Origin of the sequence: Xenorhabdus griffiniae, assembly GCF_001028135.1 — a bacterium.
GTDB classification, from domain to species: domain Bacteria; phylum Pseudomonadota; class Gammaproteobacteria; order Enterobacterales; family Enterobacteriaceae; genus Xenorhabdus; species Xenorhabdus bakwenae.
The window spans coordinates 24,069-36,691 of the sequence record NZ_LDNM01000012.1 but is presented as its reverse complement, the minus strand read 5'-3'; the positions used below and the strand labels follow the sequence as shown (position 1 = coordinate 36,691).

General features: G+C 44.5%; 11 protein-coding genes. 4 read left to right on the top strand and 7 right to left on the bottom strand.

Annotated features, from left to right (window positions below; all coding sequences use genetic code 11):
• Nucleotides 1-144: 144 nt before the first annotated feature.
• Genes AAY47_RS03875 through AAY47_RS03865 form a run of 3 tightly spaced genes read left to right on the top strand, consistent with a single transcriptional unit; the run spans nt 145 to nt 3,083 of the window.
• Nucleotides 145-1,119, top strand: a complete 975-nt coding sequence (locus AAY47_RS03875) for a Bug family tripartite tricarboxylate transporter substrate binding protein (RefSeq protein ID WP_083446718.1) — start codon at nt 145-147, stop codon at nt 1,117-1,119.
• 13 nt (nt 1,120-1,132) lie between these two features.
• A complete protein-coding gene (locus tag AAY47_RS03870) occupies nt 1,133-1,564 on the top strand; it encodes a tripartite tricarboxylate transporter TctB family protein (protein WP_047767055.1) in 432 nt (143 codons plus the stop codon).
• Nucleotides 1,565-1,574: 10 nt separating this feature from the next.
• Entirely contained in the window at nt 1,575-3,083 is a 1,509-nt protein-coding gene (locus AAY47_RS03865; protein WP_047767053.1) for a tripartite tricarboxylate transporter permease, read from the top strand.
• A 60-nt stretch (nt 3,084-3,143) separates the two neighbouring features.
• Here AAY47_RS03865 and fabB read toward each other — a convergent pair whose 3' ends face one another.
• Nucleotides 3,144-4,358, bottom strand: coding sequence for a beta-ketoacyl-ACP synthase I (gene fabB, locus AAY47_RS03860; protein WP_047767051.1), 1,215 nt, complete (start codon nt 4,356-4,358; stop codon nt 3,144-3,146).
• 204 nt (nt 4,359-4,562) lie between these two features.
• On the opposite strand from fabB, the gene mnmC reads away from it, so the two are divergent.
• A complete protein-coding gene (gene mnmC / locus AAY47_RS03855) occupies nt 4,563-6,611 on the top strand; it encodes a bifunctional tRNA (5-methylaminomethyl-2-thiouridine)(34)-methyltransferase MnmD/FAD-dependent 5-carboxymethylaminomethyl-2-thiouridine(34) oxidoreductase MnmC (protein WP_047767049.1) in 2,049 nt (682 codons plus the stop codon).
• A gap of 310 nt (nt 6,612-6,921) precedes the next feature.
• On the opposite strand, the gene AAY47_RS03850 is transcribed toward mnmC, so the two are convergent.
• From AAY47_RS03850 to AAY47_RS03825, 6 genes are all read right to left on the bottom strand, one after another.
• Nucleotides 6,922-7,197 (bottom strand): YfcL family protein, encoded by a 276-nt coding sequence (locus AAY47_RS03850; protein WP_047767135.1) that lies wholly within the window; start codon nt 7,195-7,197, stop codon nt 6,922-6,924.
• Between the two features lie 22 nt (nt 7,198-7,219).
• Nucleotides 7,220-7,771, bottom strand: coding sequence for an elongation factor P hydroxylase (locus AAY47_RS03845; RefSeq protein ID WP_047767047.1), 552 nt, complete (start codon nt 7,769-7,771; stop codon nt 7,220-7,222).
• A 21-nt stretch (nt 7,772-7,792) separates the two neighbouring features.
• Entirely contained in the window at nt 7,793-8,593 is an 801-nt protein-coding gene (locus AAY47_RS03840) for a sulfite exporter TauE/SafE family protein (protein ID WP_047767045.1), read from the bottom strand.
• A gap of 86 nt (nt 8,594-8,679) precedes the next feature.
• Nucleotides 8,680-9,765: a chorismate synthase gene (gene aroC / locus AAY47_RS03835; protein ID WP_047767133.1), complete on the bottom strand. Its 1,086-nt coding sequence runs from the start codon at nt 9,763-9,765 to the stop codon at nt 8,680-8,682.
• 316 nt (nt 9,766-10,081) lie between these two features.
• The gene (prmB, locus tag AAY47_RS03830; protein WP_047767043.1) at nt 10,082-11,017 is read right to left on the bottom strand and encodes a 50S ribosomal protein L3 N(5)-glutamine methyltransferase; all 936 of its coding nucleotides are present in this window, start codon (nt 11,015-11,017) and stop codon (nt 10,082-10,084) included.
• A 166-nt stretch (nt 11,018-11,183) separates the two neighbouring features.
• Nucleotides 11,184-12,542: an amino acid permease gene (locus tag AAY47_RS03825; RefSeq protein ID WP_047767041.1), complete on the bottom strand. Its 1,359-nt coding sequence runs from the start codon at nt 12,540-12,542 to the stop codon at nt 11,184-11,186.
• Between the last annotated feature and the right edge of the window lie 81 nt (nt 12,543-12,623).

Here is a 12,623-nt window from a genome sequence, read left to right as displayed (position 1 = left end):
ACTACGCAAATTAAGCGATTGAAATCACATCCAGACAACTTTTGTTGTTAATGAAAGGTAATTGAAAGGTTTCATTTCTATAAATGAACATGCACCAGAAATTTGTCATTCATCTCCTTTACTGGTGCTATGTGAGGAATAAAAATGAGAACTTTTAAAACATTATTAACCGCTGCAAGCCTGTTTATTTGTGCCTGCGCTTTTGCAACTCCTGCTCCCAATAGAACCGAATGTATTGCACCCGCCAAACCTGGCGGAGGCTTTGATTTAACCTGCAAACTCATCCAAATTTCACTGTTAGAAACTAAAACTATCGATTCTCCCATGCGGGTGACATTTATGCCCGGCGGTGTCGGCGCGGTTGCTTATAATGCCATTATTGCTCAACGGCCTGCGGAACCCGGTACTGTCGTTGCCTTTTCCGGCGGTTCCTTATTGAATCTTGCACAAGGCAAATTTGGTCGCTACAACGTCAATGATGTACGCTGGCTCGCCAGTGTCGGCACAGACTACGGCATGATTGCTGTACGCAATGACTCGCCTTACAAGACGCTGACAGATTTGCTGGCGGCGTTTAAAAAAGCGCCTGATAGTATTGTGTTTGGCGCAGGTGCTTCCATCGGTAGTCAAGACTGGATGAAAACCGCATTACTGGCCAAAAAGGTGGGGGTTGATCCCCGCAAAATGCGCTATGTCGCGTTTGAAGGTGGCGGTGAACCTATCACTGCCCTGTTGGGTAATCATATCCAAGTCGTATCCGGTGATCTCAGTGAAACGTTACCTTATCTTAGTGGCGATAAAATTCGCATACTTGCTGTTTATGCCGATAAACGCTTAGACGGCGATCTAGCAAAAATTCCAACAGCAAAAGAACAGGGTTATGACCTTGTTTGGCCAATTATTCGCGGTTTTTATATGGGACCCAAAGTTTCTGATGAACAATATCAATGGTGGGTAGATACCTTTAAAAAACTCCAACAAACTGACGAATTCAAAAAACAACGTGAACTGCGCGGGTTATTTGAATTTAATATGACGGGCAAAGAGCTGGATGACTATGTGAAAAAACAAGTTATTCAATACCATGAAATGGCCAAATCCTTTGGTTTAGCAAAATAACAGGGATAGCATCATGAGCGATCGTATCTTTGCTACTGTATGGCTGGTGCTATGTGGAATCGGGTTGGTGACTGGATGGGGTATCCATAGTGAATATAGCTATGAACCTCTGGGTCCTCGTCCATTTCCAATTGCTATTATTTCATTGATGGCACTCTGTGCGTTACTGTTGCTGTTTAAAAAACCTGACCCTGTTTGCTGGCCGACACCACACGTGTTACGTCGCTTAGTTTTATTAATTGCCACACTAGCCATTTATGCATGGTCATTTGAGTGGTTGGGTTTTCCACTCGCAACCACGTTATTGACTATCAGTGTGGCACGACTCTTTAACGCCACGCTCCTTACAGCGATTTTTTCTGGTGTATTTCTCGGTATTTCGCTCTTTTTTGCCTTTGACCGTTTGTTAGAGGTCACCCTGCCCGTCGGCAGTTGGTTCAGCTAAGGAGACAACAATGGATACTTGGATATATCTGCTCCATGGTTTTGAAGTCGCATTAGTACCTAAAAACCTGGTCATTGCATTAGTCGGCTGTTTTATCGGGACTGTTGTTGGGTTACTGCCTGGTCTTGGTCCCATAAATGGGGTGGCGATCCTGCTGCCATTGGCTTTTGCGTTAAAATTACCCGCTGAATCTGCCCTGATTTTATTAGCAACTGTCTACATTGGTTGTGAGTATGGCGGCCGTATCTCTTCAATATTACTGAATGTACCGGGAGATGCCGCTGCCATTATGACAACGCTTGATGGTTACCCGATGGCAAAACAGGGACGCGCGGGGGTTGCACTCTCTATCTCTGCTGTGAGTTCGTTTTGTGGTTCACTTTTGGCTATCATGGGTATCATTTTATTTGCTCCACTTTTAGCACAGTGGTCTTTAGCATTCGGGCCTGCTGAGTACTTTGCACTCATGGTATTTGCCATTGCTTGCCTCGGCAGCATGATGAGTCAAAATCCCATAAAATCACTCCTTGCCGCCTTAATCGGTTTGGCCTTAGCAACCGTGGGCGTTGATGCTAATACCGGCGTTTATCGTTTCACCTTTAATAACGTGCACCTCTCCGATGGTATTCAATTTATTGTTGTCGTCATTGGGCTATTTTCCGTCAGTGAAATTTTATTGATGCTGGAGAGTACTTCTGCGGGGCAAAAAGTCATTCGCCAGACAGGGCGTTTGCTATTCAATCGGAAAGAAGCGGCAGCGTGTGCAGGACCAACCTTACGCTCATCAGTGATTGGCTTTTTTGTGGGAATATTACCCGGTGCAGGGGCGACAATCGCCAGTGCAATAACCTACATGACAGAAAAACGGATCAGTGGTAACAGTGATTCATTTGGTAAAGGTGATATCCGCGGTGTCGCTGCACCGGAGGCCGCCAATAACGCATCAGCCTGTGGTTCATTTATTCCTATGCTGACTCTCGGTGTCCCCGGTTCAGGTACAACCGCTGTGATGCTGGGCGCTTTGACACTTTATAACATCACTCCCGGTCCTACCATGTTCACCGAGCAACCTGATATTGTCTGGGGGCTTATTGCTGCTTTGTTGATCGCCAATATTTTGTTACTGATCATGAACATCCCGATGATTGGGCTATTTACCCGTATGTTGAGTATCCCAATGTGGTTTTTGGTTCCTTCAATAGCCATCGTTTCCGCAGTTGGCGTATACGCCATCCACAGTACCACTTTTGACCTTATGTTGATGGTCGGGTTAGGTGTTTTCGGCTATATACTGCGAAAAATGAATTTCCCAATGTCACCACTGATTTTAGGTTTCGTCTTAGGCGAAATGCTGGAACAAAACCTACGACGGGCACTCTCAATCAGCAATGGAGATTTTGAGATCTTATGGAGTAGTACTATCACACAAGTTTTGCTGATTCTGGCGGTATTGGTCATTGTTATTCCGCCCATTCTGCGCATCATTAATAAACGCCGCCATAAAATAGCGGCGCCTTAATAAAAATAGCCAATCCACATAATCAATGGATTGGCTATAAATTTTTTATTACTTAAAAAATCAGTTTGAATACTTGCGCATCACCAGGGATGCATTTGTACCACCGAACCCGAAGCTATTGGACATCACTGTCCTTAGCTCGCGTTTGGTGGGTTCAGTAATAATATTCATGCCCTGTGCTTTTTCATCCAGGTCTTCAATATTAATGCTTGGTGCAATAATGCCATGCTCCAACATCAACAGGCTATAAATCGCTTCATGGGCACCTGCTGCACCCAATGAATGCCCTGTCATCGCTTTAGTGGCGGAAATGGCAGGTGTATTGTCACCAAAAACCTCTCTAATGGCTTCCAACTCTTTCAAATCACCAACTGGTGTCGAAGTTCCGTGGGTATTGATGTAATCGATTCCACCCTCAACACCATCTAATGCTATCTTCATACAACGCACAGCGCCTTCTCCAGAAGGAGCGACCATATCTGCGCCATCTGAATTTGCCCCGTAACCGATAATTTCAGCATAAATATGCGCACCACGGGCTAAGGCGTGCTCTAATTCTTCAACAACCACAATACCGCCACCACCCGCGATCACGAAACCATCGCGGTTTTGATCATAAGTACGGGAGGCTTGTTCCGGTGTTTCATTATATTTAGTGGACAGTGCCCCCATTGCATCAAATTCACAAGCCATTTCCCAGCTTAATTCTTCACCACCGCCGGCAAAAATAATATCCTGCTTACCGAGTTGGATTAATTCAACGGCATGGCCGATGCAATGTGCAGAGGTTGAACAGGCAGAACTGATGGAGTAGTTGACTCCCTTGATCTTAAACGGTGTTGCCAAACACGCTGATACACCGGAAGCCATTGCCCGTGTGACCATATAAGGCCCAACGCCACGCAATCCACGGGCACGCATACCATCTGAACCTGCGACTTGGTTATAGGGAGAGCCTCCTCCTGAACCGACAACTAATCCAGTACGCAGGTTAGAAACTTGTTCATCGGACAGGCCGGAATCTTTAATTGCCTCATCCATTGCCAGATAAGCATAAATCGATGCGTCACTCATGAAACGTAAAGTTTTGCGGTCAATCAAACCAGCAGTATCCAGTTTTACATTTCCCCAAACATGGCTGCGCATGCCCATTTCTTTAAATTTTTCTGAGAAAGTTATCCCGGAACGGCCCTCTTTCAGAGATCCCAACACCTCTTTCTGGTTATTACCAATACTGGAAACAATACCCAGACCGGTGATTACTGCACGTTTCATTACTTACCTCATCAATATGTTTACCTGCGGGATTTATTCACCTGCACTTTAGCTTACACTTGTAAGCTGAACAAGTCCGATCAGGTTAAAAATTCAAAGAAAAATTGATCTTGACTCAACGTTAAAGCTTTGTCATGGGTGGTGCAACTAAACGAAGACCGTTAAAATCCACCTATTATTGTTATCAACAGTACAGGCATTATTGTGAAAAGCAGCGCTATCAGCAACGCAACCCTAAGCTGGAATGAGCAGGGCACCCCCATTTCAGAGCAGTTTGATGATGTTTATTTTTCAAATCAAGATGGCTTGGAAGAAACATTATATGTATTTTTGAAAGGTAATCATTTTCCTCAACGTTTTAATACACACTCCCGTCCAGAATGTGTTATTGCAGAAACGGGATTCGGTACTGGATTGAATTTCCTGACACTTTGGCGAGCTTTCTCCCATTTTAAACAACAATATCCTGAATCTGCATTAAAACGGCTGCATTATATCAGTTTTGAAAAATACCCATTAAAACCATCTGACCTGAAAACAGCACACCGGCGTTGGCCAGAATTTAAGGCATTTTCTGCGCAATTATGCCAACAATGGCCCTTGGCACTGGCGGGCTGCCATAGATTAATTCTCGATAATGGCGCTATCACTCTGGATCTTTGGTTTGGGGATGTAAATGATCTATTACCGAAAATCAGTTCAGGCCTGACAGAGAAAGTGGATGCCTGGTTTTTAGATGGTTTTGCGCCAGCAAAAAATCCACAAATGTGGAGTGAACAGTTGTTCGCTGCAATGGCAAAATTTTGTCGTCCTGAGGGTACGTTTGCCACCTTTACCTCCGCCGGAATAGTCCGCCGAGGATTGCAAGCCGCAGGCTTTAATGTCACTAAGGTTAAAGGTTTTGGGCGTAAAAGAGAGATGTTGACCGGTACGCTATCGTCATCAGGTGGCTCACTTCACTTACCTTATGAACCCTGGTTTTCTCGCAAAGCCGCTACCTGTACCGATGATATTGCCATCATTGGTGGGGGTATTGCCAGCGCACTTACTGCACTTGCCCTAGTGCGCCGTGGTGCCAAAGTCACACTATATTGCCAAGATGCACAACCGGCCCAAAATGCATCCGGCAATCAACAAGGAGCCATTTATCCCTTACTGAATGGTAATGACGATCCATTAGAACGCTTCTTTACATCAGCATTTACTTTTGCCCGCCGTCAGTACGATCAATTAATTGACGAAAATGTATCGTTTGACCATCAATGGTGTGGTGTCAGCCAACTAGCTTATGATGAAAAAAGCGCGAAGAAAATTAGCAAAATGCTACGGACAACGTGGCCAGAAGAAATAGCCCTCGGTATGAACCGTAACCAATTAAGCCATGCCAGTGGAATAGATGTGAATTATGATGGCATTCACTATCCACAAGGAGGTTGGTTATACCCCGCACAACTGACTCAAGCAGTAATTAAACTGGCTGAACAACGTGGAATGCAGGTTTATGTTAATCATAAAATAACTCAGCTCATTCAGAGTGAAAATGGCTGGCAATTGCAGATTGAACATAAGGAAAACCTGCAATGCAAGGATCACAACGTTGTCATTATTGCCAATGGTCACTGTCTGCCACAATTTGAACAGACTAAAAAACTCCCTGTAACCGCTGTTCGCGGTCAAGTTAGCCATATTCCAACTACAGATAGCCTGAGCCAATTGAAAAGTGTACTGTGTTACGATGGCTACATGACGCCTGTTAATCCTAATAACCAATATCACTGTATCGGTGCCAGTTATCAACGTAATCAGTTGGATACACTGTATTCTTCTATCGAGCAACAAGAAAACCGAGATCGTTTATTAAAATGTTTCCCGGATGTTGATTGGCCACAGGAAGTTGACATTTCAGAAGAGAAGTCTCGCCAGGGTATCCGCTGTGTCATTCGAGATCATATGCCAATGGTCGGGAATGTTCCTGCTTTCAGTGAACTTATGGATAAATATGCAAATTTATCTCTGCAAATAAACACTAATAAAATGATTGAAGAATCTCCTTGTTACCCAGACTTATTTATTCTTGGTGCGTTGGGTTCACGGGGATTATGTTCCGCTCCGTTAAGTGCAGAATTATTAGCCAGCCAAATTTTCGGTGAACCTCTGCCGCTTGATGACGAGACATTAGCGGCTTCACACCCAAATCGCTTTTGGGTTAGGAAGCTATTACGCGGCAAAGCAGTAAGAACAGAAAAACCTTGAAGCCGTTTATTCTGTTGCATCAGGCATGGAAAAATTATGTCTGATGCAAGCTCCGGTTCGAGCCACTATTTTATTGGGTAGCTCCTCATTTAAAGTTGATATTTTTTGATATATATACCCATCCAACTTCAAGATGCGCGTTATATTTACGATAAAACGATCAATAAAGATTTAATTATCACTCTTTACTCTCATTATTGAGATGCATTACGAATATTTTTGTCATTGAAGATGGAGAGTTACTCAATTCAAGCAAAAAATAAAGGGCTATATGCATAGCCCTAAATAAAGTTATTTCTATATCAAGTAATTAGTCTTTTGCGCCATCCAGCAGTTTTTGCCAAGTTGCCAAAACCAAAACCTGATCAGGGGGAGTCAGTTCTCCCACTTTAATGGCTTTGTAGATGCTTTCTTCAACACGTTGATGGAGCTGTTCAATCGTATTCGCGCCTTCTTCCTCTAATTCAGCAACAGCTAATGTCAGGTGCCCGCGGAGGTAACCACCAGCAAATAAGTCATCATCACTGGCATGTTCAACCCTATCATCAATTTGCGCCAGAATACGTGTTTCAAACTCTGCGAGCATCATTTTTTCCTCAAAATCAATTTCAGTTAGCAAAGAGATCTTCCGGGTAAGGAAAATGCCCTGCTTTTAATGGTGGCGTATTGTAAAACGATTGCAGACCCTGAATAAAGCGTGCAGCTCGTGCTGGTATCCCATTTTCAAGGTATTGCATGACTTGCGCATGCACTTTCCGCTGAAAAGTAAGGCGATCCGGCTCAAAATCGCCTTCAAGGTTGTCACAACTGACATTAAAGGGAAATCCCGCCGCTACACAGAATAGCCACTCCAGCGATTGTGGTTTAATCTCCACCTTTTCAAACTTCTCCTGCGTTTGGGCGTCACGCCCATCAGGGCAGTACCAGTAACCAAAATCGATCAGTTTGCGACGCTCTTCACCCGCAATGCACCAATGAGAAATTTCATGTAATCCACTGGCGTAAAAACCGTGGGCAAACACTATCCGGTTATAGTTAACTTCATCATCTACAGGCCGATAAATCGGCTCACCATCACCTTTTATCAGACGGGTGTTATAGTCATTGCTAAAGCAATTATCAAAAATTTCAATCAGTTGTTGATAATGATGTGCGGTCATGTATTAATGCCAGATCCTAAATCAAAAATAAAATGCCAGCCAAGAACGGATGGTATCTCCGTGCTGATCATAAAGAAGTTTGATGCTCATCAAAAAGGAAATTGTCACCAACAGTGGACGAATGAGTTTCTTCCCTTTGCTCAACACCAAACTCGCCCCTAATCGCGCGCCGATTATCTGGCCTACCAACATCACAACGCCCGCCAGCCATAAGATCTGTCCACCAAGCACAAAGAATCCCAAGGCTCCGATGTTAGATGCCAAGTTCAGTACCTTGGCATGGGCCGTCGCTTTCGCCAAATTGTAGCCACAAAGCATGACATAAGAGAGTGCGAAAAACGATCCTGTTCCCGGCCCAAACACGCCATCGTAGAAGCCAATACCACATCCGGCAAGGCAACCAAATGCCATTGGGCCAAGACGACGTTGCCTATCTTCTGCTCCAATATTCGGTACTAAGAGGAAATAAAGGCCGATAATAATCACTAATGCCGGCAATAAATAACGCAGAAAATCCGGTGACACAAATTGAACCAGCAAAGCTCCCAACATCGCGCCAATTATCGTCATGAAGATAGCAAAACGCTGGGAACGCAAATCCACTACACCACGGCGGATAAAATAAAGGCTGGCAGAGAAAGAGCTGCCTATAGCCTGTAACTTACTTGTTGCCAGTGCCTGGACAGGAGAAACCCCCATCGATAGCAACGCAGGAATGGTTAATAATCCACCGCCTCCTGCAATAGAATCGATAAACCCCGCCACCATCGCAACCAAAAAGAGAAAACCGTAAATTTCCGGTCCCAATAATGACCATTCCATTATGCATTTCACCAGAAAACTGCTTGCCTATTCTCATGATACCTTTCAGCACCAGCCGAAGTGGATATCAGGCGTCTCTTCCCGAATTACCAGCGCGGAAGCGATGGTATTACATCGGCACACTGTGCCCGCTGGCGCAGTAAGTGATCCATCAGCACAATCGCCATCATGGCTTCTGCAATAGGTACGGCACGAATACCAACACAAGGATCGTGGCGGCCACGAGTTACCATATCCACTTCCTCTCCCTGACGATTGATAGTCCTGCCTGGCACCATAATGCTGGATGTCGGTTTCAACGCGATATGTGCAATAATTGGCTGACTACTGCTAATTCCGCCTAAAATGCCGCCAGCATGATTACTGGTAAACCCCTGCGTCGTCATTTCATCGCGGTTTTCGCTGCCACGTAAATTGATCACACCGAAACCATCACCAATTTCAACACCTTTGACCGCGTTAATGCTCATCAAAGCATGAGCGATGTCTGCATCCAAACGGTCAAAAACCGGCTCTCCCAATCCGGCCGGTACGTTTTCAGCAATTACACTGACTTTCGCACCGATAGAATTCCCCTCTTTTTTCAATGTGCGGAGTAATTCATCAAGCTGAGTTAGCTTACTTGCATCCGGACAGAAAAAAGGGTTCTGTTCAACCTGCTCCCAATCTTTCAGTTCACAATGAATATCGCCCATCTGAGTGAGGCAAGCACGAATAAGAATGCCGTGTTTTTCCAACAGATATTTTTTAGCAATTGCCCCTGCTGCAACGCGCATGGCGGTTTCACGGGCAGATGAACGCCCCCCGCCACGGTAATCACGCAACCCGTATTTCTGTTCGTAGGTATAGTCAGCATGGCCCGGACGGAAAACATCGTTAATTGCACTGTAATCTTGTGAACGCTGATCGGTGTTCTCAATCATCAGACCAATGCTGGTGCCTGTTGTCACGCCGTTAAAAACACCGGAAAGAATGCGAACTTGATCGGGTTCACGACGTTGTGTCGTATAACGGGACGTTCCCGGACGACGCCTGTCCAGGTCGATTTGTAAGTCAGCTTCTGTGATAGCAATGCCCGGTGGAACACCATCGACAATGCATCCCAGTGCGATCCCGTGAGATTCACCAAATGTGGTGACACGAAAAAACTGCCCAATACTATTTCCTGCCATTCCTACCCTGCCATCATTATTTGCGTTACCAATGAGATCGAATAACAATAACTCACCCAATGATTAAAACCTATCTTATTTCAGTAATTTTATTTGCCTTTTATCCTTACTTTTTCGAGCAACAATATTGCCAGCTACGACTCGAAATCCACTGGATATATACGCGATAAACATCAAGTTATAATCCGCAAGACAACGCGAAGCCTTATATTTCCCCGCTGTGCGGGGAAATATAACACGCATCCTGAAGTTGGACTGGTATAGATACAATTTATATGAAATAGCCGTTTTAACCATTAGATGAATGAAAAAAATATCAGTCTTTGAATGGCTGGAAATATTCGTGATATTCAACAAGCTGCTGACGAGTCAGTACGAAAACACCATCACCATAATCATGTTCGAATGTCAGCCATTTGAAGGGTACTTCCGGGTATTGCTCAATCAGGTGTACCATACTGTTACCTACTTCACATACCAGTATTCCCTCTTCTGAAAGAAAATCCGGGGCAGTTGCCAGAATACGACGAACCAAATCCAACCCGTCAATACCTGCAGTCATGGCTAATTCAGGTTCATGATCGTATTCCTGAGGAAAATCACTCATATCTTCTTCATCGACATAAGGAGGATTAGTCACAATGATGTCGTATTTCATCGATGGTATATCATGAAATAGATTTGAACGAATCGGGATGACACGGTGAGAAAGCTTATGATTCTCTATATTTATTTCTGCAACTTCCAAAGCATCAGGAGAAATATCAACAGCATCAACTTCGGCTTCCGGGAAAGCATGGGCACAAGCAATTGCAATACAACCGCTTCCTGTGCAAAGATCCAAAATTGTCGATGGCTGACGTGAGATAAATCCTTCAAAATGGTTTTCAATCACATCTCTAATCAGTGAACGTGGAATCAAAACTCGCTCATCGACATAAAATTCATGACCACAGAACCAAGCGCGATTTATCAAATAAGCAACAGGAACACGTTCATTAATACGACGCAAGACAAGTTCCACGATGCGTTGGCGCTCTGTTGATGTCAGGCGGGAAGCCAGCATTGAATCAGGAACATCCATAGGCAAACGCAATGAGGGGAGAACTAATTGCAGAGCCTCATCCCACGGATTACATGCCGTATGTCCACAATAGATATCCGATTCGCTAAAACGGCTGGTAGACCAACGCAACATATCTAAAATGGTACGCAGCTCTGCAACAGCCTCATCGACTAAAATCTTATCCAAAAAACACCTCCAAACAACAAAAAGATATATCAACTCGTTAGTTTGCCACGTTCCCGGACACAAATCAGCTTTCTGAACAGATGAATTATCTTAGGAATTGAAAAGGAGAGTGATAATACGAAACCACCCTACACAGGCAGGGTGGCATGTTTAGGTTATCTGGTGATTATTTATTCTTTTTCACCCATAGGTAATAGCTTATGGTCAATAATGCTATCCATACTATCCCAACGTACAAGGCGATGCGGGTATTGGGGAAATAACCTAATACCGCAATAACAAAGGCCATAAAAGCAATAGTCAAAGCGGGTGCGACAGGCCAGAAAGGCACGGGGAATTTAAGCTGTCTGGTCTCTTCTGCCGGCATTTTTCGACGCATGATATATTGTGACAGCAAAATCATCAGCCATACCCAGACGGTTGCAAATGTTGCAATAGACGCAATGATGATGAAAATTTTTTCCGGCAATAAATAATTTAAAAGCACGCCCACCAGCAAGATCCCTGACATCACCAGCACTGTAACCCACGGTACACCGCTTTTAGTCAGTTGAGTAAACGAGGCCGGTGCCTGTTTTTCCTGTGCCATGCCATACATCATCCGTCCTGCGCCAAAAATATCACTGTTAATCGCGGAAATGGCGGCGGTAATGACGACAACATTTAAAATATTGGCGGCGGAATCAATGCCCAGACTGGAAAATATCTGGACAAACGGGCTGCCATTTTGTCCCACTTGATTCCACGGATAAATGCACATCAAAACAAACAGGGTAAGGACATAGAACAGTAAGATACGCAACGGAACCGCATTAATTGCACGCGGAATGGATTTTTCCGGGTTTTTAGCTTCACTGGCAGTAATGCCGATGACTTCAATACCACCAAAAGCAAACATAACGACGGTGAGCGAAGCAATGACTCCCGCGAGGCCGTTTGGCATAAATCCGCCATGATCCCATAAGTTCGACAGGCCTGTGGCATGCTCAGACTCCTGACCAAACCCATACATCATGATGGCAAAACCGCCGACGATCATAGCGATAATTGCAACAACCTTGATGATAGACAGCCAAAACTCCATTTCACCAAATACTTTGACATTACACAGGTTGATGGCACCAATAAAAAAGACAATGCCAAGTACCCAAATCCACTGGTCAACATGGGGAAACCAGAGCTTCATGTAGATACCAAATGCGGTGACATCAGCAAGACAAACAACCAGCATTTCAAAGACATAAGTCCATCCGGTCAGAAAACCCGCCAATGGCCCTAAGTAATGAGTGGCATAGTAAGAGAAAGAGCCTGGTGCAGAGCGATGAACCGCCATTTCCCCCAAAGCCCGCATGACCATAAAAACGGCGGCACCACCCATTGCATAAGCCAGCAATACCGCTGGCCCTGCGGCTTTAATGGCACCTGCCGAACCATAGAAAAGACCTGTACCAATTGCCGAACCCAGTGCCATAAATCGAATGTGGCGAACGCTCAACCCTCGCTTGAGTTGTGAGATGCTTTGCATGATTTATCCTTGTGTCTTTTATTATTAGATTGGAAAAGATAAATACTACGATAAGGCCGGATAAAATCCGGCCTTATACGA

What these genes read in the sequence shown, in the direction of transcription:
- AAY47_RS03825 (WP_047767041.1), bottom strand. Translation starts at nt 12,542, where the DNA reads ATGCAAAGCATCTCACAACTCAAGCGAGGGTTGAGCGTTCGCCACATT.
- AAY47_RS03840 (WP_047767045.1), bottom strand. Translation starts at nt 8,593, where the DNA reads ATGGAATGGTCATTATTGGGACCGGAAATTTACGGTTTTCTCTTTTTG.
- AAY47_RS03875 (WP_083446718.1), top strand. Translation starts at nt 145, where the DNA reads ATGAGAACTTTTAAAACATTATTAACCGCTGCAAGCCTGTTTATTTGT.
- fabB (WP_047767051.1), bottom strand. Translation starts at nt 4,358, where the DNA reads ATGAAACGTGCAGTAATCACCGGTCTGGGTATTGTTTCCAGTATTGGT.
- AAY47_RS03850 (WP_047767135.1), bottom strand. Translation starts at nt 7,197, where the DNA reads ATGCTCGCAGAGTTTGAAACACGTATTCTGGCGCAAATTGATGATAGG.
- AAY47_RS03845 (WP_047767047.1), bottom strand. Translation starts at nt 7,771, where the DNA reads ATGACCGCACATCATTATCAACAACTGATTGAAATTTTTGATAATTGC.
- AAY47_RS03870 (WP_047767055.1), top strand. Translation starts at nt 1,133, where the DNA reads ATGAGCGATCGTATCTTTGCTACTGTATGGCTGGTGCTATGTGGAATC.
- AAY47_RS03865 (WP_047767053.1), top strand. Translation starts at nt 1,575, where the DNA reads ATGGATACTTGGATATATCTGCTCCATGGTTTTGAAGTCGCATTAGTA.
- aroC (WP_047767133.1), bottom strand. Translation starts at nt 9,765, where the DNA reads ATGGCAGGAAATAGTATTGGGCAGTTTTTTCGTGTCACCACATTTGGT.